Raw genomic sequence first — 22,122 nt, forward strand, 5'->3', positions numbered from 1 at the left:
GCCCGCAGTCCCCTGACCTCTTCTACGTATGCGAGGACTTGGCAATGAGTGTTCTTCAAAACCCGCAGGACCCCGCGTTCACGGTCCATCTGAACGGCAGCGGCGGCGCGGTCGAGGGCTGGGTCGTCGTCGACTCGCTGTACGACGGCCTGGCCATGGGCGGCACGCGGATGACCACCGGGGTCACCGAGGCCGAGGTGGCCGGCCTGGCCCGCGACATGACGCACAAGTTCACGCTCGCCGGCCTGCCCATCGGCGGTGCCAAGGCCGGCATCGTCTCCGACGGCAGCGACCGCGAGGAGACCTTCCGTACCTTCGGCCGGACCGTCAAGCCGCTGCTGCACGGCGGCATCCACCTCGGCATCGACATGGGCGTCACCCCCGCCGACCGGGCGGTCTTCTTCGCCGAGGCCGGCTACGACCCGCGCTACCGGCTGGGCGCGCCCGACATGCCGATCGATTGGCGCACGTACTACGAGCCGCTGATCGACTGCACCGGGCACGGCGTGGGCGTGGCGGCCGTCACCGCGCTGGAGGCGAGCGGCCGCACCGGGCCGGCCCGGGTCGTCGTGCAAGGCTTCGGGGCGGTGGGCCGGGCGGTCGCCCGGTTCCTGGAGGACCGCGGGCACGTGATCGTGGGCGTCGCCGACGTCGAAGGCACCATCAGCGCGGACCGGCTGCCGGTGGCCGACCTCGTCGCGATCACCGACGAGTTCGGGCGGATCGACCGCTCCCGGCTTCCGCAGCACGCCACCGTCTCCGGCGAGCCCGACGCCTGGCTCGACGTCGACGCCGACCTGCTGATCCTCGCGGCGCAGAAGAACGCGCTGAACACCGAGAACGCGCACCGGCTGCGCGCCGGCCTGGTGGTCGAGGGCGGCAATCTCAGCTCCAGTGCGGAGGGGAAGGAGAAGGCACGGGCCTCGGGCGCCGTCCTGGTACCGGGCGTGATCGCCAACATCGGCGGGGCCGCCTCGGCCGCCCTGGCCGTCACCCGGGTGGTCCCCTTCGGCCTGGAGGCCGAGGCACGCAAGGCGTGGGTCTTCGACTGGGTCGGCGACCGCGTGCGCCGCAACACCCGCGACCTGCTGGAGATCGCCGCGGCCGGTGCGGGCGACCCGCTGCCCGAACTGCTCGCCGCCCGACGCGAGGAACGCCGATGACCTCGACCACGTCCGCCATCCTGGCGTCGGCGTCGGCCGCGGACCGCATGGCCGAGTACCGCCGGCGCGGCTGGTGGCGGGACGGGACCTTCCTCGACGACCTGCGCCGGCAGGCCCGCGAGCGGCCGCGCAAGCTGGCCGTCGCGGGGCGCCGCCTCGACGAGGCCCGCACCGACACCCTCGACTACGCCGAGCTGACGAGGCTGACCGACCGGTTCGCCGGGGCCCTGCTCGAACTGGGTGTGCAGCGCGGCGACGTCGTGGCCGTGCAGCTCCCCAACCGGTGGGAGATGGTGCCGCTGATGTTCGCCTGCATGGCGGTCGGCGCGGTCATCTGCCCCATCGCCCCGGTCTGCCAGGAGGACGAGCTGCGCCACCGCCTCGCGCTGACCGAGGCCAGGGTGTGCGTCACCGTGCCGGAGTGGGAGGGTTACCCGCTCGCCGACACCATCGGGGCGCTGCGGTCCGAACTGCCCCTGGAGCACGTGGTGGTGGTCGGCGGGCGCGCCCGCGAGGACGTGGTCGACTTCCACGACCACTTCGTCGCCGTGCACTGGGAGAAGGAGCGGTCGAGCGATCTGGAGGGCCGTCAGCTCAGGCCCGACGAGCCGTTCGTGGTGCTGTTCACCTCCGGCACCACCGGCTTCTCCAAAGGAGTGGTGCACAGCCAGAACACCGTCCATTCGGGCGTCCGCGGCTACGTGGACACCTTCCTGCTCCGCGACGACCTGGTCATCGCGGTCACCACTCCGCTGGTGCACTACTCCGGCTTCGGCCAGGGCGTCCTGGCCGGGGTGATGCTCGGCGGGACGATCGTCTTCCAGGACGGCGAGGACCACACCGGCCTGCTGGACCTGGTCGAGCGCTACCGTGCCACCCTGCTGTACGGGCCGCCGCCCACGCTCTCCGGCGTGGCGCGGGCCCAGCAGATCGATCCGCACGACGTGTCCAGCCTGCGCCACACGGTCACGGGTGCGGCTCCGGTGCTGCAGCAGCTGGTGGACGAGCTGCGCGAGACGTTCGGTGCCCGCACGTACTCGGTGTGGGGCATGTCCGAGTTCGGTCCCGTCACCATCAGCCGGCTCGACTACAACCAGGACTGGGCGGCGCACAGCCACGGACGGCCGATCGACTCGATGGAGATCCGTATCGACGTGTGCCACGACCCGAGCAAGCGGGCCACGGTGGGCCGGCTGCGGGCGCGCGGCGCGTCGCAGGCGCTCGGCTACTACAAGCAGCAGGACGCCTTCGACTCCGAGCTCACCGCCGACGGCTGGTTCGACACCGGTGACGTGGCGCGCGAGGACGGGCGCGGCGGCATCCGCATCCTCGGGCGCTCCAGGGACACCGTCCTGCGCGACGGGATCGTCGTCCCGATGGCCGAGCTCGAGGCGATCATCTCCCGGCACCCCAAGGTGGTCGAGGCGACCCTCCTCGGTCCCAACGGCCTGGTCGACGACCCGATCCTGGCCGTGGCCGTCCCCCGCGGCCGCAACCACCCCACGCTGGCCGAGCTCCGCGACCACCTGCGCGACGCCGGCCAGGACCCCCGGTTCTTCCCGGAGCGCCTCGAGGTCGTGGAGGCCCTGCCCAAGACCCTCACGGGCAAGGTCCGCAAGGTCGAGCTGCGGGAGCTGTACGCCGGGGGGTGATCCGCCCTTCCGGCAGCGATGCCCCGGGGGGTGACCCTGTCCCCCGTTCACCCTCCGGTACCCCTTCCGGGGGGTGGCCCGCCCCCGCGTCACCCCCCGGATCCCCTCCCTCCTTCCCGCCTCCCTCGTCACCCCCATCCCCACCCCCGCCCCCCACCCCCCGCTTCCCACCCGCCGTAGCCCGATCAGTTGGAGGTACGCCATGCCCGCACCCGCGCCGGTGACCATGTCGGCGACCCTCGCCGCCGACGAGGAGCTGGACCGCCGGCGCCGTGCCGGGGAACGGGTCCTCTCGCTGGCCAGCGGCGAGATCGGCCTCCCGGTCCTCCCGGCGCTGCGGGAGCGGCTCGCCGCGGCGGCGGACCGCAACGCCTACGGGCCCGTCGCCGGAAGCGCGGCGCTGCGCACCGCCGCCGCCGGCTACTGGGGCCGGCGGGGTCTTCCCACCGATCCCGGCCTGGTGGTCTGCGGGCCGGGGAGCAAACCGCTCCTGTTCGCCCTGATGCTGGCCGTCGGCGGCGACGTGGTGGTGCCGGTGCCGAGCTGGGTCAGTTACGCGGCGCAGGCCGAACTGGCCGGGGTCCGGCCGGTCCCCGTTCCCACCCCGCCGGGCGAGGGCGGGGTGCCCGACCCGGCGGCGCTGCGGGAGGCGGTGGCCCTCGCCCGGGCCGCCGGACGCGACCCGCGGTGCGTGGTGGTGACCCTGCCCGACAACCCGACCGGCACCATCGCGACGCCGCAGACCCTGCGGCGCCTGGCCCGGGCGGCGCGCGACCTCGACCTGGTCATCGTCTCCGACGAGATCTACTGCGACCTGGTCTTCGACTCCGCCCACCGGGCGCTCTCGCCCGCCTCGTTCGCGCCCGAGCGGACCGTGGTCACCACCGGCCTGACCAAGAACCTGGCGCTCGGCGGCTGGCGGACGGGGGTCGCCCGGCTGCCCGACAGCCCGCTCGGGCGCGAGGTGCACACCCGGCTGGTCGGCGTCGCCAGCCAGATCTGGTCGAGTACCGCGGCTCCCGTGCAGGCCGCCGCGGCGTACGCCTTCGAGGAGCCGCCCGAGGTGGTCGCGCACGTCGCCGCCTGCCTGCGGCTGCACGAGGTGGTGGTCCGCGCGGTGGCCCGCCGGTTCGCCGCCGCCGGCGCCGAGCTGACGCCGGTACGGGCGACCTCCTACCTGTACCCCGACTTCGAGCCGCTGCGCGGCGAACTCGCCCGCGTCCACGGGGTACACGACGGCGGCCGGCTCGCCGCCCTGTTCGCGGAGCGGTACGGGGTCGGGCTGCTGCCGGGCACCGCCTTCGGAGAGCCCGCGCACTCGCTGCGGATCCGGGCCGCCACGAGCCGGCTGTACGGCGAGACCGACTCCGAGCGCACCGCCGCCCTGACCGCCGCGGACCCGCTGCGGCTTCCGTGGATCAGCGCGTCCTTGGACCGCGTCCAGGAGGTCCTGACCGACCTCACCGAACCGTTCGCCGCCCGGCACCCGGAGGCCGGCCGGCCGTGACCACTCACCACCGCCACGCGCAGGGGACCGCCCCGGCGCGGGTCAGCCCACGACTCAGGAGGTCCCTGACCACCATGTCCACCATCCTCTTCGAATGCGAGTACCAGGGCCTGCGGTACGCGGGCCTCGGCAAGGCGGCCGCCGGCGAGAGCCTGACCCTGTACCGGGTGGCCGACGGGCAGCTGCGGGCCGCGTTCCTCGCGGGCGGCGGCCCGGAGGCGGTGGCCGCCGCGGTCACCGAGGGGGCCGAGACGGTCACGGTGACCGCCGGCGACCCGGAGGTCCGCTTCCTCCCGCCGCTGCTGCCCACGGCCGGGGACGCCCTGCTGACCGGTTTCATGGGGACCCACCGGTCCAAGTACGCCGACGACCCGGACCCGGACAAGGAGTTCACGCCGCCGAACTGGCTGATCAAGGGCTTCGGTTCCTGGGTGCGCATGCCGGACGAGCCGCTGGCCGCAGCCGCGTCGACCGTCGCCCTGCTGGAGGAGCCGGAGGTGGCCCTGGTCTACGTCAACGACGAGGAGGGCACCCCGCGCTACGCCGGCTACACCTTCGCCAACGACCTGAACGACATCGGCTACCACCTGAAGAACCCGTGGGGCTGGACCCCGTACTCCAAGCTCTGCGAGACCTCCATGACGCCGTGGCTGTTCCTCGGCGAGCCGCCCCGTACGGTCACCGGCCAGATCACCATCGAACGCGACGGGGCGGCGGCCTGGAAGGGCGACTTCTCGTGCGGCGCGGACGCCCTGTACCACCAGGTGGAGGACATGGTGGACCACCTGTTCTCGTATCCGGTGATGCGCCGGCCGGGACTGGTGAGCTACGTCCTGCTCGGGGCCGACAAGGCCAGCTATCACGACGGGTTCCGGATCGCCGACGGCGACCGCGTGACGATCGACGTGGCCAGCCACGGCGTCGTGCTGTCCAACGTCATCGAGTACGCCCGCCGGGCCGAGGCCGCCTGACGGGCGGGGCGGCCGGGGCCGGCCCGGGCGGCGCGCGCCGACGCCGGTCAGGCCGTCGCGGCCGCCTGGCCGGGCGCGCTCTCGCAGGCGGCGCCGCGCACGGCCGCGACGTAGCGGGAGATGGCGTCCCTGTTGCGTTCCAGGCACCGGATGCGCTCGGTCATCCGGTCGCGTTCGAGTTCGAGCGCGGCGATCGTCTCCGGGGTGGCGCCGGAGACGTGGATGGTTCGGGGCGTGTCGATGCACGGGAGGACGTGCTTGATGACCCGGGTCGGCAACCCGGCGGCGAGCAGTCCTCTGATCTGCAGGACCCGGTCCACGCAGTCCTCGCCGTACTCCCGGTACCCGTTCAGGGAGCGGCCCGAGGAGATCAGCCCCTGCTCCTCGTAGTAGCGCAGCAGCCGGCGGGAGGCGCCGGTGCGCTCTGACAACTGCCCGATCAACATGTGACCCACCTCACATCGGATCATCTTGACCTTCACATCTATGTAAGGGTTTGAGGATACAAGCCATGACGACTTCCCACACTGAGTCACAGTCACTGAACGTCTCTCCACCAGCACCTGACACCCGGAAACTTCCCATGTCGCCACTGCTGGCGCTGGGTACGGCCGCTTTCATGGGGATCCTGACCGAGGCGCTGCCGGCGGGCGTGCTGCCCGAGATGGCCCGCGACCTGTCGGTCAGCGAGTCGGCGGCGGGGCAGTCGCTGACGATCTACGCGCTGGCCACGGGCCTGTCGGCCATTCCCGTCTCCGTGGCCACGGCGGGGTGGCGGCGCAAGAAGCTGCTGCTGCTCGCCGTGGTGGTGTTCGCCGTCGCCAACCTGGTCACGGCCGTCTCGTCCAGCTACGCCCTGACCATGGCGTTCCGCCTGGTGGCCGGCGTGGCGGCAGCCGTGGTGTGGGCCGAACTGGTCGGGTACGCACGCCGCCTGGCACCGCCCCACCTCCAGGGCAGGGCCATCGCGATCACCATGGCCGGCATCCCGCTGGCCCTGTCACTGGGCATTCCGGTCGGCACGTTCCTCGGCGGACTGTTCGGCTGGCGGCTGACCTTCGGCCTGGTGACCGTGGTCTCCGTCCTGCTGGTGGTGTGGATCCTCGCGTCGGTGCCGGACTCCCCGGGGCAGCGGCGGGAGAGCCGGGAGCCGATCCTGAAGGCCCTGCGCCTTCCCGGCGTGGTGGCGGTCCTGTTCGTGGTCGCGGCCTACGTGCTGGCCCACAACATCCTCTACACGTACATCGCCACGTTCCTCGACGAGTACGGCATGGGCGCCTCGCGCGACGTCGTGCTGCTGGTCTTCGGCATCGCCTCCATGGTGAGCATCTTCATCACCGGAGCCCTGGTCGACCGCCGGCTACGCGCCCTGACCATCGGCAGCACCGCCCTGTTCATCGTCGCTTCCGTCCTGCTGGCACTGCTGGCGAGCAGCCCCGTCGTGGTCTACGCGGCCATGGTGCTGTGGGGGCTCGGCTGGGGCGGCGTCGCCACGCTCCTGCAGACCGCGGTCACCGACGCGGGCGGCGACCGCGGGCAGGCCCTGCTGGTCACCACGTGGAACTCGTTCATGGCCGGCGGCGGAGCCGTCGGCGGCATCCTGCTCGACTCGCTCAGCCCGACGTCCTTCCCGTGGAGCGTCCTGGTGCTCCTCGTGCCCGTGCTGCTGGTCGTGGTCGGCGCCCGAGCGCACGGCTTCCCCGCCAAGCGGCCGGACTCGGCCTGACGTACCGGCGGACGGCGCAGCAGGCGGTCGGCCGCGACCCCGGACCGGGGCCGCGGCGCGGCTGCGCCGCAGCGAGAGGCGGCCCCTGCGTGACCAAGGCGTCCGAAGCCTTGACCACGCAGGGGCCGCGTCCGTGTGCCCGGATTCCGTGGTCGGCCGCGGGTCGGCGGCACGTCAGCCGCGGCCCATGCGGTAGCCGACACCGCGGACCGTGATGATCCATCTGCTGGCGCCGAGTTTCGCCCGCAGGCTGCTGACGTGCGTGTCGATGGTGCGGCTGGAATCCGCCCAGTTGGTGTCCCACACCCGGGCCATCAGCTCCCTGCGGGAGATGACGCTCTCGGGGTTCGCGGCCAGGATGTGCAACAGCTCGAACTCCTTGCCGGTGAGGTTGACCGGCTCGCCGTGCAGGCGGGCTTCACGGGTCCCGACGTCGATGTGGAGCGGGTCGAGGGAGATGCTGCGGGTCGGCTCCGGCTGCGGATGGGAGCGCCGCAGTACCGCCTCGATGCGCGCCGTCATCTCGCGTACGCCGCAGGAGGTGACGACGCAGTCGTCCGCGCCGGCCTGCAGGGCGAGGACCCGGTCCAGTTCGGTGTCGCGGGCGGTGACGGAGATGATGGGCTTGTCGCCCGCCTCGCGGATCAGCCGGCAGACCTCCAAGCCGTCGATGTCGGGCAGGTCGAGGTCGAGCAGGACCAGGTCGGAGTGCTGATGCGTCCTCAGCGCTTCCGCCCCGGTGTCGACGCTGCTCGCGTTGTACCCCTGCCGGCGCAGGTCGCGCACCCTCGTCTCGGCTTCGGCCGCGTCGTCCTCGACCACGAGCACCCGGGTGAGGGGCGCGTCGGCCTTCTTCGGGTGGAAGCGTGAGGCGGCCGGCGGTGCGCCTGCCCGCCGGCCGGCGGGCGCGGTCCGCGGCCGGCCGGCCTGCTCGGTCCACAAGGTGACTCCCTGAGTCATGACTCCCCCTCATAACCGGCTGGGGCGGCGCGAGGTGCCCGGCATTTCGCCATGCTGCACTCCCCCTGGCGTGACTGCTCGCCATATCATAACGAACGTTCTCTTTTTTTTGAGCGGCGATATCCACTCTGTCCTCGACCGGCCCCGGCCTGCCGTTCCGCGGGTTCTTCGCCGCCGACCGCCGCGGGTTTCGCCGGGCCGACGTCGCCGCGCGGGGTGGTCGGGAACCCGCCAGTTTCGGTTCAATCGGTGGCAATCCGGGAAGGCGAAGGCCCTTTCACCAGTTGACCTTGTGCCGGAACGACCGGCACAACTGACCGAGCGGAACCGAATGCGTCGGCACCGGAGGTGACATGTGGCCGCTCTCGCGCGTCCAGCCCGGGGCCCGCGTGCGCCCCTGGCGAGAAATCGCCGGTCTCCGGCCCCCCATGCCGCCGCCGGCCCACCACCGGCCGAAGAGACACACGCGCGCACCGGCCCCACCCACGGTGCGCCTGCTCAGCAACCGTGCGGCCCCGCCGGTCCGGCCATCGACCCGGGTGGGTGGAATCCGGAGACAGCCCATGGTGAAACAGGAGAGGGCCGCCCGTACCCGGGAGGCCCTGGTGCAGGCCGCCGCGGCGGCGTTCGACTGCACGGGATACGAGGCCACCACGCTGGCCCGGATCAGCAAGACGGTCGGCATCTCCACCGGAGCCCTGACCTTTCACTTCCCGGCGAAGGACGACCTGGCGGACGCCGTCCTCGCACGCGGCGCATCCGCCGTGCGGGCCGCGGCGGAGCGGACCGCCGCGCGCCGGGAGCCGCCCCTGCGGTCCGTGGTCGCCCTGAGCCTGGAGATCGCGAGGCTGCTGGAGACGGATGCCACCGTGCGCGCCGCGGCACGGCTCGCGCGTGAGCGCGTGGACGGCCCGGCCCTGTGGCCCTCCCTGTGGCTGCCCACCCTCGACTGCCTCCTCACGCAGGCGGCGGAGGGCGAACTGCGCCCGGGCGCGGACCACAAGGCGGTCCTCGCCCTGGTGGCCTACCTCGTCACCGGCGCCGAGGCGCACGCCCGCAACCGCGCCAAGTCCCCCGGAGCCCGGGGCGACAGCGCCGAAGAGCAGCTCACCCGGATCTGGGACGTGGTCCTGCCGGGCATCTCGGACGGCGACCGGGCGCCCTGACCCGGCCCCGGCCCTGCTGTCCCGTCCGTGACGCACGGTGCACGGGGGGCGTCGGTCCCCGGCGAACGCCGATAGGGCGGCGTACGCCGACGCGGTGTCGGAGTACGCCGCCCTCGGGCGGGACGAGTCGCGGGAGGCGGCCCGAGCTCAGGCGAACAGCTCGCCGAGCAGCTCGGGGCCGATGGCGATGGGGGCGGGGCGGTAGGCGGGGGGCTGCGTGCCCGTCAGCTCCCGCACCAGGAAGTCCCAGCTGCGCCCCCGAACGTAGGCCAGGCAGTCGAGGAGCGTGTGCTCGGCCCCGGGGACGATGAGCAGCTCGAAGTCCTTGTCGGCGGCGATGAGCCGGTCGGCCAGCCGCAGCGTGTGGTCCGGGTGGACCTGGTCGTCCATTTCGCCGTGGATGAGCAGCAGCTTGCCCGCCAGCCGGTCCGCGAGGTCCACGTTGGAAGCACGCGCCCAGGCCTCGGGGTTGTCCGCGCCGTCGTAGGTCTCCACAAAGCCCAGGTTGAAGTGGCGGGCGTCGTGCGAGCCGGAGAGGGCGACGCCGGCCTTGTACACCTCGGGGAAGTCCAGCAGCGCCCGGGCCGCGGCGAACCCGCCTCCGGAGTGGCCGAACGTGCCCACCCGGTCCAGGTCCATCCACGGCCGGGTCCGGGCCAGCTGCTCCAGCGCCGCGACATGGTCGGCCAGGCAGCCCGCGTCGGCCAGGTGGCCGTACGAGGCGTCGTGGAAGGACTTGCTCCGCCCCGGGGTGCCCCGTCCGTCCAGCGCCACCACCACGAAGCCCAGCGCCGCGAGGGGTTCCGCGTCGAGGCCCAACCCGCCGGGGTCGAAGCAGGGGGCGACCCGGTTGACCTGCGGGCCGGGGTAGACGTTGTCCACCACCGGGTAGCGCTGGGCGGGGTCGAACCCCCGCGGCCGGTACAGCACCCCGTAGATCTCCGTCTCTCCGTCGGCCGCCTTGACGCAGAACCGTTCCGGCGCCGTCCAGCCGGTGGCGGTGAGCTTGGCTGTGTCGGCGCTCTCCAGCTCGGCCAGCACCCGCCCGGCCCAGTCGCGGACGCGGGTCACCGGCGGGGTGTCGACGGTGGACGCGGAGTCGATGAAGTACTCCTGGTCCTCGGGCACGGTGACGACGTGGTCCAGCTCGTCGTCCGTGACCTTGGCGAAGCCGGAGCCGTCCAGACCGGCACGGCACACCGTGCGCCGGTACGGATCCTTATCGACCAGCCCGGAGGCGGTGAAGTACACCACCCGCTCGGCCTCGTCGACGCGCAGGATCTGCCGCACCGCCCACTGCCCGGAGGTGACCTGCCCGAGCAGCGCGCCGGTGCGCAGGTCGTACCGGTACAGGTGGCCCCAGCCGTCCCGCTGCGAGTACCACAGCACCTCGTCGGCCAGCACCCGCACGATCGGCGGCTCGTACATCCACTGGTTGGGCTCCACACGGGTGGTCCCGGTCTCGCTGAGCACGGTGGTGACCTCGCCGGTGGCCGGGTCCAGCCGGTACAGGGTGAGCGTGCGCAGGTCGCGGGGCCGGCCGAGGTAGTACACCGCCGAGCCGTCCGGAGCCCACCACGCCCACTTGGTCGTGATCGGCGACAACTGCGGCATGAGCAGCGGCTCGGCCTGCGCGCGGACCACGGTGCCCTCGGCGACGTCCAGTACGACCAGCTCGGCCAGCGGCATGTTCTCGTCCCCGGCGTAGGCGTACCGCTGGGTGTGCAGGAGGGGCGCGCCGCCGTCGGCGGGCCTGGCCTCCACGAGGTGGGTCTGCCGGACGCTGCGCTCGTCGGTCCGATGCGCCAGCACCTTCGTCGAGTCGGGTGACCAGGCCACCGCGGGCGGCAGGTGCGGCAGGCCGATCTTGCGCAGCAGGGTGCCGTTGCCCGTGCAGTCCGGGCCGGATCCGTACCGGTGGTCGGGCTCTCCGTCGGTGGTCAGCGCCCACTCGCGGCCGTCGGACAGCGAGCGCGCCCACAGGTCGTGCCCCCGCTGGGACACGGCGGCCTTCCCGTCGGGCGACGGCACGTCCAGGGGGCTGCCCGGCGGCGTGAACTCGGCCCGCTCACAGACGTAGCCCTCCAGGTCGCAGCGCCAGTACTCACCGAGCGCGGCGAACTCCACGGCGTTCTGGCCCAGTTCGATGGCCATGAACGGCAAGGCCTCGGGGTCGACCGGGTGCCCGGAGGCGGCGGCCAGCGCGGCGGCGAGCAGGGTGTGGTCGAAAGCCGGCTCCCGGGTTCCCGCCGCCGGGTCGACCCGTACGAACCGTCTGCCGGCGCCGTTGCTCACCGCGTACCAGAACCGGGCGCCCCCATCGATCCACTGCGGCTTGACCTTGTCGCCGATGACGAGCTCGCCAGGACGGGTGGGGCGGCGGAAGAGCAGCTCTGCGGCCTGGTAGTCCTGAGTGGTGGTCATTCTTGGTGTCCTACCTCGGTGTTGGTCTTGGGGCATCGTGATCTTCATGAAGGTCATGCGAAGGCGCCGGCGAGGTGGGCACGGTCGGTGCCGCGTCGGGGCCAGGCGTTTCAGAGGCTGCGGGCGGTGATGTCGCCGTAGGCGGTGGTCGCGTGGATGTTCAGGCCGGCGGCGGCGCCGTCGGTGTTGTTCAGTGCGTTGTGGATGCGGCCGTAGGAGGTGCCGGCGTCCAGGGACGCGGAGACTCCGCGGGCGGCGCCGACCGAGATCCCGCCGGCCTCGGTGCGCAGTTCGACCGTGCCGCGCACGGCCTCGGTGATGCGCAGGTCGCCCTTCTGGGTGCTGATCTGCGCGGGGCCGCCCAGGCGGCCGACCGTGATGTCACCGGCCTGGAGGGTGAGGCGGGCGCTGTCGGTCTCGTCGAGCTTGACGGTGGCCTGCGCGGCCTCGAAGGTGACGTCGCCGAGCCGGCCGACGCCCCGCAGTTCCGCGCTGGCCGCCTTCGCCTCGACGCGGGAGCCGGCCGGCAGCTGGACCGTCACCTCGACGGAACCGGAGTTGCCCAGGATCCGGTTCTTCGCCGCCGGGGCCGCGATCCGCAGGACGCCGTCGGCGTATCCGACCTCGATCTGCTCCGCCGCCTTCACGTCACGGCCCTTGGAGGCGTCCGCGGGCAGGACCTCGACCGTGGTGTCGGCCCGGTCCGCGGCGATGAACCGGATGCGCCCCGCGGGAATGTCCAGGACGGCGGCGACCGGGACGGCGGTGTCGAACTTCAGCATGGCGTTTCTCCTACATCGTGGCGGGCGCTCCGTCGGCCCGCCGTTTCCGATGAAGGAAAAGCTACGTTGCGTTCAAAGACTGGGCAACACACTCGTTGCGCAGAAATGCCATCACCACAGGTCAACGCCAGGAAATCGTTGCAACGGTCTAACGCCTAACGCAACAAACCCCACCCCATTCGTTGCAATGAATTGAAGGTGAACGCCAGAGCGCCCGCCGCGCCGCCGACGTCATCCGGCTCGGTAGCCGAGGTGTCCGTCGAGCAGGCTCCGCAGGCGCCTGCGCCCACGGTGCAGACGGGAGTTGACGGTGCCGTACGGAATGCCGACCCGCTCGGCGATCTCCTCGTACGCCAGGCCTTCGACATCGGCGAGGTAGACGACGGTCCGGAAGTCGCCCGGTATCGCCCGGAACGCCTCGACGATCACGGGGTCGGGGATCCGGTCCATGACCTGGGACTCCGGCGTGGGCAGACCCACGGACGTGTGGGAGGCGGCGCCGGCGAGCTGCCAGTCCTCGATGTCCGAGGTGTGCGTGACGCGCGGCTCCGCCTGCTGCTTCCGGTAGTCCGTGAGGAAGGCGTTGGTGAGGATCCGCAGCAGCCAGGCCCTCAGGTTGGTGCCGGGGCGGAACTGGTGGAAGCTGCGGTAGGCCCTGGCGTACGTCTCCTGGACCAGATCCTCCGCGTCGGCGAAGTTGCAGGTCAGCCGGATGGCGCGGGCGTTCAGCAGGGTTCGGTGGCAGGCGGCGTCCCGCTCGAAGCGGGCCGAGCGCTGCTCGTCCGTCTCCGCGGCGAGGAGGACCGCAGTCGTGTCCGTCATGAGTGTTTCCGCGCTCCTGTACCGCCCGCCGCACCTCGGATGGTCCGTCAGATCCGCGGGACGACTGTGGGGTTACGTCCTCGGCAAGATTATATAGCTAGCGTTCGTTTTTCTTCTTCGGGCAAAAAAGGGGCGGCCGGACGCCGCCCTGGTGGGCGTCCGGCCGCCATGCGGGTCCTGCGGTTACCTGGCGGTCCAGCCGCCGTCGACGGGCACCGCGGCGCCCGTGAGGAAGGAGGACCGGCCGCTGAGGAGCCAGGCCGCGGCCTGGGCGATCTCCACGGGCCGGGCCATCCGCTTCTGCGCGGAACGGGAGACGAAGGGCTCCTCCAATGCGGGGGTGTCGTGGAGCACCTGCTGCATGAGTTCGGTGAGCGTGCTCCCCACCACCAGCGAGTTCACTCGAATGCCCTGGTCGCCGTATTCGTCGGCCGCGGCCTTCGTCAGACCGACCACCCCGTGCTTGGCCGCGATGTAGGAGGCGGTGGCTCCCGTCGCGAGCACTCCCGCCACACTGGCCGTGTTCACGATGGAGCCGCCGGAGCCGGCGGCCAGCATGGCGCGTATCTGATGCTTGAGACAGTTCCAGACCCCGCGCAGGTTCACGTCGATGACACGGTCGAACACCTCGTCGTCGGTCTCGTGCAGCGGGGTCCCCGCCGTGGCCCAGCCCGCGTTGTTGAACGCTCCGTCCAGACGGCCGTACGCCCCGACCGTGGCGGCCACGGCGCGCTCGACGTCCCCGGGGTCGGTGACATCGCCGACGACCGCCGTCGCCCGTCCTCCCCCTTCCTCGATCTCCTTTGCCAATAAGGTCAGTTGGTCTTCCCTGCGCGCCATCAGGACGACGTCGGCGCCCTCTTGAGCGAACAGTCGCGCCGCAGCGGCCCCGATTCCGCTCGACGCACCTGTGATCATGACGGCCTTGCCCTGGAGCAACCCCTCGTATCGCATGGACCTCATTCAATCCCGGCTGGGGTTGCCGAACCCGGTGATCCTCCTCACGGCCTGACGGACCGCCGGAAGTCGGCCACGTGGCTCTTGGCCCACTGCCCGAACGTGCGCGCCGGGCGGGAGACCAGGCGCTCCAGGTCATGGGTGACCTGGAGTTTGGCACCGGCCGCCTGCCGGGCGGCGCTCTCGGTCAGGGCCTGCACCATCTGCTCGGAAAAGCGTCGCCTCCATGCCTCGCGCGCCTGGTCGAGCGTCAGCTCCACGAATCGCAGGGGCAGCTCCAGCGCGGATGCCAGCCGGTCGGTCTGATCCCGTGCGGAGAGTGCCTCCGGGCCGGTCAGGGCGTAGGCACCCCGGTGGTGTCCGGGTGTGGTCAGCACCACCGCGGCCGCCTTCGCCACGTCCTCGGGATCGACGCAGGCGTTGCGCGATGTTCCGTACAGCGCCCGCACCGCCCCGTCGCGCCGGACGCCCGGCGCCCAGCCGAGCGCGTTGGACATGAACGCGCGCGGGCGCAGCAGGGTCCAGTCCATGCCCGAAGTCCGCACCATCTCCTCGCACTCGCGCTGCCGCCGCGTCATCGCGTCCGTGGCCCGCGGGTCGGTGACGGCGAGCGCGGACAGTTTGACGACGTGGCGGACGCCGGCGGTGCGCGCCGCCGCCAGGAGGTTCTCGTCGTGGGACAGCCGGAGCGGATCGCCGGTGATCACGAACAGGGCGTCCGCTCCCACGCAGGCCCGGACGAGACCCGGGCGGTCGTCGTTGTCGGCGCCCACGATCCGGCCCGCCAGGCCCGCCCGCGCCGCCCGGGCGGGATCCCTCGTCAATGCCGAGACCTCGTGGCGGGCGGCCAGCAGGCTGACGGTCCGTCTTCCGACGGTGCCGGTCGCGCCCGCCACCACGATGCGCCGGCGTCTGTCGCCGCCGGTGGGGGCGCCGGCGCTCAGCACGCGATCGACTCCCCCTTCCCACGGTTCGGGTCGAGGTCGATGGAGGCCGCGACCGCGGCCGGGGCCAGGCCCGGGAGCAGGAACCGCCACATCCTGACCACGCGGTCGGTGAGGTCCGCCCGCCCGCACATCAGCTGCGAGTGCAACTGGGTGCCGGTACACGTACCGACGATGAACTGGGCCACTTCGGCCGGGTCGATCCCGTCCAGGAGCTCGCCACCCGCCTGCGCGTCCTTCAGGCAGGCCTCCATGATCTCCTCCCAGTCGCGGAACGAGGTGTCGTCCTGGACGCCGAGGGCCCGCTGCTCGACGGCGAGCTGGACGCCGGCGCGCAGGAGCAGGTCCGTCCGAAGGCGCCAGGACCACACCAGCGTGATGTCGACCAGGCGCTGGAGGCCCGCGGATCCCAGGTACGGCACGATCGTGTCGGGCTGCGCGTTGATGACGGCACGCGCGAGCTCTTCCTTGTTGGGGAAGTGGAAGTACACGGCTCCCAGCGTGACTCCGGCCTGCTGAGCCAGCGCCCGCATCGAGGTGCCGCGGTACCCGTACTCCTCGATCAGAGTTGCTGCTGCTCGCAGGATCTGCTCCCGCGTCCTGGCTGCGCGTTCCTGCTTCGGTTCGTGCACCGGCCCTCAACTCCCTCGACAAACAAAAAGAACACACGTTATGTTACGGCCCTCGGTCCCCCCACCGCCAGCGACTGAGGTCACTACGAGGCTTGCTCGGCCGTATCTGGAGTGAATCGATGATCAGCATCCAGTCTGCGCATGTCCGTTCCAGTGCCTTACCTGACCGGCTCGACCGTCCCGTCCTTCCTCTCCGTTCTACCGTTCCCGCCGTTCCCGCCGTTCCTGAACAGCAGTCACGCCGACTCGCCTCGGCAGACCTGCTCCAACTGCTCGTGCACAAGCGGAGACCGGCGGAGGTACTCCTGACCGGCTGGGAGCGACGCGGATCGAACACCTTCACCGTGAGAGCCCACTGGCCCGTGGCGCACACCTTCTACGAGCCGCGCTGCGGCGTCTTCGATCCGCTGCTGTTCGCGGAGACCGTGCGGCAGAGCATCCCGCTCCTCTCGCACGCCGCCTACGACGTCCCGCTCGGACACCAGCTGATCTGGGAGTACTTCACGTACGCGGTCGAGCCGGCGGCGATGCGGGTCCAGCACCGCCCGGCCGTCGTCGAACTGCGCATCACCTGCTCGGACATCGTGCGGCGCGCCGCACGCATGGCCGCGATCACCATGGACGTCGAGGCGTTCGCGAACGGCGCGCCGATCGGTACGGCCCGCGCCCGCTTCACCAGCAACCCGCCCGCGATCTACAAGCGGCTGCGCGCCGGCTACGCGGACCCCGTGGCCGCCATGGCCGCGGCCGGGCCGGCCGCCCTCCCGATACCGGCAGCCGTCGTGGCGCGCGAGCGGCACGCGGACGTGGTGCTGTCCGCCTGCGACGAACCCGCCCGCTGGCTGCTGCGCACCGACACCTCGCACCCGATCCTCTTCGACCACCCGGTGGACCACGTGCCGGGCATGCTGCTGCTGGAAGCCGCCCGCCAGTCGGCGCTGGCCCGGGTTTCCCCGGCCCACGCGAGGGCGGTCGCCTTCGACTCGACGTTCTTCCAGTACGTCGAGTTCCATGCCCCGTGCTCGATCGCGGCGGAGCCGACGCTGCCCGACGAACAGGGCCGGCCGCGCGTCGACGTGGTCGCGCTGCAGCGGGGGACGGTCGCCTTTTCCTGCATCGTGACCCTTGAGACGCACGACCACTTACCGGCAGCCGCGTGACCTCCCGCCCCGGCGTCCGCGGCACCAGCGCCCCAAGGGGCAATTCGGTAAATTTTCTCCATATGCCATAAATACGACGCACAGAACGGGGCCCTGGGCGTCCGATCACGGAGCCTCCGGTATGGCGGGGGCATTCGCCCGCTCCGAGGCGCCCAGCTGGCCACACAGCGATTCCGGTCCTCTCGCCGCGGAGTCCGGTACGCCGCGCGGCACCCGTCGAGGGGTGTCGCGCGGCCGGGGCCGGCCGCTCTCCCGCGAGCGGACCGGTCCGTGGAAGTCCGGGGCGCTGATCAACCGTTCAACGGCTTCTGATACCACTTCAAGCCATGAAGAAGATCACTCGCCGTCATGCCTTGGGCATCACCGCCGGCGCAGCCACCGCCTTCGGGCTGACCGCCTGCTCGTCGTCGGGCGCCAAACCCGCGGCGGGCTCCTCCGGGTCCCCCGCTTCCATACCCACCGGCACCATCGACGAGGTCTACGAAGGCCGCCGCATCCAGATCACCCTCGGCGCGGGCGGCCACCACGGCGTCGGCATGCCGGTCATCAAGATCGACGGCAACGAGCTGCACCTGATGGCCAACGCCGACAACAGCTGGGTCACCGTCGTCAACCACTACGAGACGTTTCCGGACCCCATCTCGGCCGCCCGCGCCGCCATCCGCGACCTCCAGGGCGCCGCCCTCGTCCCGTTCACGCCGAAGGGCGACACGCTGTGACCGTCCGCAAGAATCAGGCCAAGCTCACCGCCGACGAGAAGCGCGCCTTCACCAACGCGGTGCTCGAACTCAAGCGGACGGGCGTCTACGACCGGTACGTCAACGCCCACAACGCGTTCCTCATGAGCGACTCCGACTTCGGCGACCGGGTCGGCCACCGCGCCCCCTCCTTCCTCCCCTGGCACCGCCGCTTCCTGCTGGACTTCGAAGCGGCGTTGCAGAAGGTGGATCCGAAGGTCTCGCTCCCGTACTGGGACTGGACCGCCGACCGGACCCCCGGATCCTCCCTCTGGGCCGCGGACTTCATGGGCGGCACCAGCCGCGCCCGGGACGGGCAGGTACTGGACGGGCCCTTCGCCTACCCGGCGGGCAAGTGGGCCATCACCGTGGGGGTGGACCAGCGCCAGTACCTGCGGCGCACCCTCGGCACGGGCACACCCGAGCTGCCGACCAAGGCCGAGGTGAACGCCGTCCTCGCCATGCCCGAGTACGACATGGCCCCCTGGAACAGCTCCTCCGGCGGCTTCCGCAATCACCTGGAGGGATGGCGCGGGGCCAATCTCCACAACCGCGTCCACGTGTGGATCGGCGGCCACATGGCCACCGCGGCGTCTCCCAACGACCCGGTCTTCTGGATGCACCACGCCTTCATCGACATGCTCTGGGCCGAGTGGCAGTCCCGGCACCCGCAGTCCACCTACGTGCCCGCCACCCCGACGCCGAACGTGGTCGACCTGCGCGGCACCATGCGGCCGTGGAACAACGTGACCCCGGCCGACATGCTGGACCACCGCAAGTTCTACACCTTCGACACCGAAGGGGCCCCCGCCGCCCGTTAGGCGGAGGTGGTCCGTTCGACCAGCTGGACAGCCACTCCGCTGGGGGGCGGCCCGGACCCGGCGGCGGCTCACGTCTTCGGGCCGCTCACCACCGGTCTCGACGGGTGACGGCGAAGGACTCGCCCTCCCTGCGGACCTCCACCGCGCCCGCCCCGCCGAAGTGCGCGGGGACCACCAGCTCGCAGGTGTCCGCGGCCCGTTCGAGGATCCGCCGGCGGGTGGCCACGGCCTGGTCCGCGTCCAGGCAGAAACAGCTGTTGCAGGAGGGCCGCAGGATCTGTACGGGGCTGTGCAGGATGTCGCCGACGAAGACCGCCCGGTCGTCGCCGGAGTCGAGGCGCAGGACGCTGGAGCCGGGGGTGTGGCCGGGTGCGGACTCCAGGGTGAGGTGTTCGTCGATGCGGTGCGTGCCCTCCCAGAGCACGGCCTGCCCGGAGCGGTGGACGGGCGCGATGCTGTCCTCGTAGATGAGCCGGTCGTCCTGGTTCAGCCCCTTGCCGTAGGCGTTGCCGGGTCCGAAGTGGAAGTCGTCGGCCGCCGGGATGAGGTACTGGGCGCCCGGGAAGGTGGGTATCCACTGCCCGTCGACGTCGTGGGTGTTCCAGCCGACGTGGTCGCCGTGGACGTGGGTGTTGACGACGGTGTCGACGTCCTGCGGGCGGATTCCGGCCCGGGCCAGTCGTTCGAGGAACTCACCCTGCCAGTGGTGGAACTGCGGCGAGCCCGGACGTTCGCGCCCGTTGCCCACTCCGGTGTCGACGAGGACCGTCCGTCCGGCGCTGCGCAGGACCCAGGTCTGCAGGGCCACCACCGTCAGGTCCTCGTCCGGTTGCCAGTGGTCCGGGGCCAGCCAGTCCTCGTTGTCCTTCCACACGTCCGTCCCGGACTGCGGGACGAGGTCGCGGGCGGGGACGAACGGACCCGCCCATTCGACGATCCGGATGACCTCTACGTCTCCCAGCACGGTGCGCTGTACGTTCTCACTGTTCATGGCTTCGACCCTAGAAAGAGCCGGTGAGGCTCTCAATGCCTGCTCGGCTCACCGGAATACGAGGGCGTCTCATCTAGTCTGGCCCGATGGACGTGGTGAGCGATGCGATCTCGGCCGTGCGGATCGGGCGGCCCTCCTCGGACCGGATCCGGGCGGGGGGCCGCTGGTGCACGCGGCTCGCCCCGTACGACGGCGCCGGCTTCCATGTCGTACTGGAGGGAAGCTGCTGGCTGCTGCCCGACGGGGGCTCCCCCGTCCTGCTGGGGCCCGGTGACGCGGTGCTGCTGCCGCACGGGACGGGGCACGTGATGGCCGACCGCCCCGCGGACGCGGCGGCAGTGGAACGGGCCGTGCCCTTCGAGCGGGTGGCCGGCGGGGCGGCGGGGCTGCCGCAGGACGGCTCCGGTGCGGTGGAGGTGCTGTGCGGGAAGTACCGGCTCGACCGCAGCCGGGTGCACCCGCTGATGGCGGAGCTGCCGCAGGTCGTGCACCTGCCGAACCGGGCGGGCACCCATCCAGAACTCCGCGCCGCCATCGACCTGCTGGGCCGGGAGCTGGACGGGCGGCGGCCGGGCGCCTGCATCGCGGTGCCCAGCCTGCTCGACCTCCTGCTCGTCTACATGATCCGCTCCTGGATGGCCGAGGGCCGCACCGGGGCGTGGCCGGCCGTACTGGGCGATCCGGTGGCGGCCGCCGCCCTGCGCGCGCTGCACTCGGACCCGGCGGCCCCGTGGACCAACCAGCTCCTGGCGGCCGAGGCGGGGGTGTCGCGGCCGACCCTGGCCCGGCGGTTCACCGCTCTGGTCGGCCGTCCGCCGATGGCGTACCTCACCTGGTGGCGGCTGAACCTCGCCGCCACCTTGCTCAGGGACACCGGGGACCCGCTGTCGGCGGTGGCCCGCCGGGTCGGGTACGGCACCCCGTACGCCCTGTCGCACGCCTTCAGCCGCGAGTTCGGCATCACGCCGGGGCGGTACCGGGCGCAGGCGGCGGCCTAGGTGTGTTGTCCGGCCAGGCCTGGCGGAGGGCCTGGACGTCATCGCCCTGCGGCTTGATAGGTGTTGGGCATGCATGACAACCAGGTAGTCAGGCTCGAAGACGTCAGCCGGTGCTACGCGGCCGGGTCGTCGGCGCAGGTGCGCGCCCTCGACGGGATCTCCGTGACCTTCGAACGCAGCACCTTCACCGCCGTGATGGGCCCCTCGGGCTCGGGCAAGAGCACCCTGCTGCAGTGCGCGGCGGGGATCGACCGGCCCGACTCGGGCCGGGTCGTCGTGGACGGCGTCGATCTGGGCCCGCTCGGTGAGAAGGCCCTCACCGAACTGCGCCGGGACCGGATCGGATTCATCTTCCAGGCGTCCAACCTGATCGGCGCGCTCACCGCGGAGCAGAACGTGGGGCTGCCGCTGCGGCTGGCCGGCCGCCGGCCGGACCCCGCCCAGGTACGGGCAGCGCTCGCGCAGGTCGGGCTCGGCGAGCGGGGCGGGCACCTGCCCTCCCAGCTGTCCGGCGGCCAGCAGCAGCGTGTGGCCGTCGCCCGGGCCCTGATCAGCCGCCCGAAGGTGCTGTTCGCCGACGAACCGACCGGGGCCCTGGACAGCGGCTCCAGCCGGACCGTGCTGAGGCTGCTGCGCGGTCTGGTCGACGAGCAGGGGCAGACCACGATCATGGTCACTCACGACCCGGTGGCGGCCTCGTACGCGGACCGCGTCATCTTCCTCGTCGACGGCCGCGTGACCGACGAGATGCACGGGCCGACCGCGCAGCGGGTGGCCGAGCACCTGGCGCAGCTGGAGGCCGAACCGGAACCGGCCGCGGAGCCCGCTGCCTGCCCCCGTCAGTGAGACGGGTGGTGGTCACCGGCGGCCGCACCTTCGGCGAGGAGCGCGTTGGCCTCGGCATAGGGGAGGGCGTCCGCGCCGAAGCCGAAGGTGCCGTACTCGGCGATCTCACGGGCGGCCCGGGTGAGGGCGCCGAGCGCCGCGCGGGACAGGGCCGATCCGGTGCTGATCCGGCGCACCCCGAGGGCGCCGAGCTCGGTGACGGACAGCTTGAGGGCGCCGCCCATCAGGACGTTGACGGGCCGGGTCACCGAGGAGCAGACGGCCCGGATGGCGTCGGCGTCGGGCAGGGCCGGGGCGTAGAGCACGTGGGCGCCGGCCGCCTCGTACGCCTGGAGGCGGCGGATGGTGTCGTCGAGGTCGGGCCGGCCCAGGAAGAAGTTCTCGGCGCGGGCCGTGACGGTGAACGGGAAGTCCAGGCGCTCGGCGGCCTCCACGGCCGCGGCCACCCGCTCCACGGCTTCGGCGAGCGGGCGCACCGGCTCCTCGTCGCGTCCGGTGGAGTCCTCGATCGAGCCGCCGACCAGTCCCGTGGCGGCGGCGAGGCGGATGGTCTCGGCGACGTCCTCGGGCTCGTCCCCGAAGCCGCTCTCCAGGTCGGCGGTGACGGGCAGGGTGCAGGCCTCCACGATCCGGCGGGCGTTGTCGAGGATCTCGGCGCGGCCGGCCCGGCCGTCGGGGCGGCCGAAACTGTGGGCGAGGCCGGCGCCGGTGGTGGCGAGGGCGGCGAAGCCGAAGCCGGCCAGGATGCGCGCGCTGCCCGCGTCCCAGGGGTTGGGGACGACGAAGGGCCGGGGGCCGTGGTGCAGGTCCCGGAAGGCGACGGCCCGCCGGTGGCGGGCGTCGGCGGTGCGGTGGTCCATGGG

21 protein-coding genes are annotated in these 22,122 nt (G+C 72.2%); 11 read left to right on the forward strand and 10 right to left on the reverse strand.

Going from position 1 to position 22,122, the window contains the following annotated elements:
• Positions 1–44: 44 nt before the first annotated feature.
• The 4 genes from OG737_RS34285 (at position 45) to OG737_RS34300 (ending at position 5,293) form a co-directional block, all read left to right on the forward strand.
• Entirely contained in the window at positions 45–1,163 is a 1,119-nt protein-coding gene (locus OG737_RS34285) for a Glu/Leu/Phe/Val dehydrogenase dimerization domain-containing protein (protein ID WP_328930611.1), read from the forward strand.
• On the forward strand, positions 1,160–2,815 hold the full coding sequence (locus tag OG737_RS34290) for an AMP-binding protein (RefSeq protein ID WP_328930612.1): 1,656 nt from the start codon (positions 1,160–1,162) through the stop codon (positions 2,813–2,815). Before OG737_RS34285 ends, OG737_RS34290 begins: the two co-directional genes overlap by 4 nt.
• A 202-nt stretch (positions 2,816–3,017) precedes the next feature.
• Positions 3,018–4,322: a pyridoxal phosphate-dependent aminotransferase gene (locus OG737_RS34295; RefSeq protein ID WP_328930613.1), complete on the forward strand. Its 1,305-nt coding sequence runs from the start codon at positions 3,018–3,020 to the stop codon at positions 4,320–4,322.
• Positions 4,323–4,396: 74 nt separating this feature from the next.
• On the forward strand, positions 4,397–5,293 hold the full coding sequence (locus tag OG737_RS34300; RefSeq protein WP_328930614.1) for a fumarylacetoacetate (FAA) hydrolase: 897 nt from the start codon (positions 4,397–4,399) through the stop codon (positions 5,291–5,293).
• A 47-nt stretch (positions 5,294–5,340) separates the two neighbouring features.
• On the opposite strand, the gene OG737_RS34305 is transcribed toward OG737_RS34300, so the two are convergent.
• Positions 5,341–5,739, reverse strand: coding sequence for a MerR family transcriptional regulator (locus OG737_RS34305; protein WP_328930615.1), 399 nt, complete (start codon positions 5,737–5,739; stop codon positions 5,341–5,343).
• Between the two features lie 137 nt (positions 5,740–5,876).
• Between OG737_RS34305 and OG737_RS34310 the strand changes: the two genes are divergently transcribed.
• Complete coding sequence (locus tag OG737_RS34310; RefSeq protein ID WP_328930616.1) at positions 5,877–7,019, forward strand: MFS transporter; 1,143 nt, start codon at positions 5,877–5,879, stop codon at positions 7,017–7,019.
• A 174-nt stretch (positions 7,020–7,193) separates the two neighbouring features.
• Here OG737_RS34310 and OG737_RS34315 read toward each other — a convergent pair whose 3' ends face one another.
• Positions 7,194–7,979, reverse strand: coding sequence for a response regulator transcription factor (locus tag OG737_RS34315; RefSeq protein WP_328930617.1), 786 nt, complete (start codon positions 7,977–7,979; stop codon positions 7,194–7,196).
• 563 nt (positions 7,980–8,542) lie between these two features.
• On the opposite strand from OG737_RS34315, the gene OG737_RS34320 reads away from it, so the two are divergent.
• A complete protein-coding gene (locus tag OG737_RS34320) occupies positions 8,543–9,145 on the forward strand; it encodes a TetR/AcrR family transcriptional regulator (RefSeq protein WP_328930618.1) in 603 nt (200 codons plus the stop codon).
• A gap of 147 nt (positions 9,146–9,292) precedes the next feature.
• Here OG737_RS34320 and OG737_RS34325 read toward each other — a convergent pair whose 3' ends face one another.
• From OG737_RS34325 to OG737_RS34350, 6 genes are all read right to left on the reverse strand, one after another.
• A complete protein-coding gene (locus tag OG737_RS34325) occupies positions 9,293–11,569 on the reverse strand; it encodes a DPP IV N-terminal domain-containing protein (protein ID WP_328930619.1) in 2,277 nt (758 codons plus the stop codon).
• 110 nt (positions 11,570–11,679) lie between these two features.
• Positions 11,680–12,351 carry a DUF4097 family beta strand repeat-containing protein gene (locus OG737_RS34330; protein ID WP_331723490.1) on the reverse strand — a complete coding sequence of 224 codons (672 nt, stop codon included), beginning with the start codon at positions 12,349–12,351 and terminating at the stop codon, positions 11,680–11,682.
• A gap of 231 nt (positions 12,352–12,582) precedes the next feature.
• A complete protein-coding gene (locus tag OG737_RS34335; RefSeq protein ID WP_328930621.1) occupies positions 12,583–13,173 on the reverse strand; it encodes a sigma-70 family RNA polymerase sigma factor in 591 nt (196 codons plus the stop codon).
• A gap of 183 nt (positions 13,174–13,356) precedes the next feature.
• Positions 13,357–14,127, reverse strand: a complete 771-nt coding sequence (locus tag OG737_RS34340; RefSeq protein WP_328930622.1) for an SDR family oxidoreductase — start codon at positions 14,125–14,127, stop codon at positions 13,357–13,359.
• A 47-nt stretch (positions 14,128–14,174) separates the two neighbouring features.
• A complete protein-coding gene (locus OG737_RS34345; RefSeq protein ID WP_328930623.1) occupies positions 14,175–15,077 on the reverse strand; it encodes an NAD(P)H-binding protein in 903 nt (300 codons plus the stop codon).
• Entirely contained in the window at positions 15,071–15,706 is a 636-nt protein-coding gene (locus OG737_RS34350; protein WP_328930624.1) for a ScbR family autoregulator-binding transcription factor, read from the reverse strand. The genes OG737_RS34345 and OG737_RS34350 overlap by 7 nt, the downstream gene beginning before the upstream one ends.
• A gap of 275 nt (positions 15,707–15,981) precedes the next feature.
• On the opposite strand from OG737_RS34350, the gene OG737_RS34355 reads away from it, so the two are divergent.
• The 3 genes from OG737_RS34355 to OG737_RS34365 all read left to right on the forward strand — a co-directional run bounded on the left by OG737_RS34355 (position 15,982) and on the right by OG737_RS34365 (position 18,424).
• A complete protein-coding gene (locus OG737_RS34355; RefSeq protein WP_405681553.1) occupies positions 15,982–16,866 on the forward strand; it encodes a ScbA/BarX family gamma-butyrolactone biosynthesis protein in 885 nt (294 codons plus the stop codon).
• A gap of 326 nt (positions 16,867–17,192) precedes the next feature.
• Positions 17,193–17,585, forward strand: a complete 393-nt coding sequence (locus OG737_RS34360; RefSeq protein WP_328930626.1) for an apotyrosinase chaperone MelC1 — start codon at positions 17,193–17,195, stop codon at positions 17,583–17,585.
• Complete coding sequence (locus OG737_RS34365; RefSeq protein WP_328930627.1) at positions 17,582–18,424, forward strand: tyrosinase MelC2; 843 nt, start codon at positions 17,582–17,584, stop codon at positions 18,422–18,424. The genes OG737_RS34360 and OG737_RS34365 overlap by 4 nt, the downstream gene beginning before the upstream one ends.
• An 85-nt stretch (positions 18,425–18,509) precedes the next feature.
• Here OG737_RS34365 and OG737_RS34370 read toward each other — a convergent pair whose 3' ends face one another.
• Positions 18,510–19,415 carry an MBL fold metallo-hydrolase gene (locus OG737_RS34370; RefSeq protein WP_328930628.1) on the reverse strand — a complete coding sequence of 302 codons (906 nt, stop codon included), beginning with the start codon at positions 19,413–19,415 and terminating at the stop codon, positions 18,510–18,512.
• 86 nt (positions 19,416–19,501) lie between these two features.
• Between OG737_RS34370 and OG737_RS34375 the strand changes: the two genes are divergently transcribed.
• On the forward strand, positions 19,502–20,413 hold the full coding sequence (locus OG737_RS34375; RefSeq protein WP_328930629.1) for an AraC family transcriptional regulator: 912 nt from the start codon (positions 19,502–19,504) through the stop codon (positions 20,411–20,413).
• Between the two features lie 69 nt (positions 20,414–20,482).
• Positions 20,483–21,259: an ABC transporter ATP-binding protein gene (locus OG737_RS34380; protein WP_328930630.1), complete on the forward strand. Its 777-nt coding sequence runs from the start codon at positions 20,483–20,485 to the stop codon at positions 21,257–21,259.
• On the opposite strand, the gene OG737_RS34385 is transcribed toward OG737_RS34380, so the two are convergent.
• Positions 21,253–22,119 (reverse strand): isocitrate lyase/phosphoenolpyruvate mutase family protein, encoded by an 867-nt coding sequence (locus OG737_RS34385; protein ID WP_328930631.1) that lies wholly within the window; start codon positions 22,117–22,119, stop codon positions 21,253–21,255. The genes OG737_RS34380 and OG737_RS34385 overlap by 7 nt on opposite strands.
• Positions 22,120–22,122: the final 3 nt, after the last annotated feature.

This window comes from Streptomyces sp. NBC_00122 (assembly GCF_045160845.1).
Taxonomy (GTDB): Bacteria; Actinomycetota; Actinomycetes; order Streptomycetales; family Streptomycetaceae; genus Streptomyces.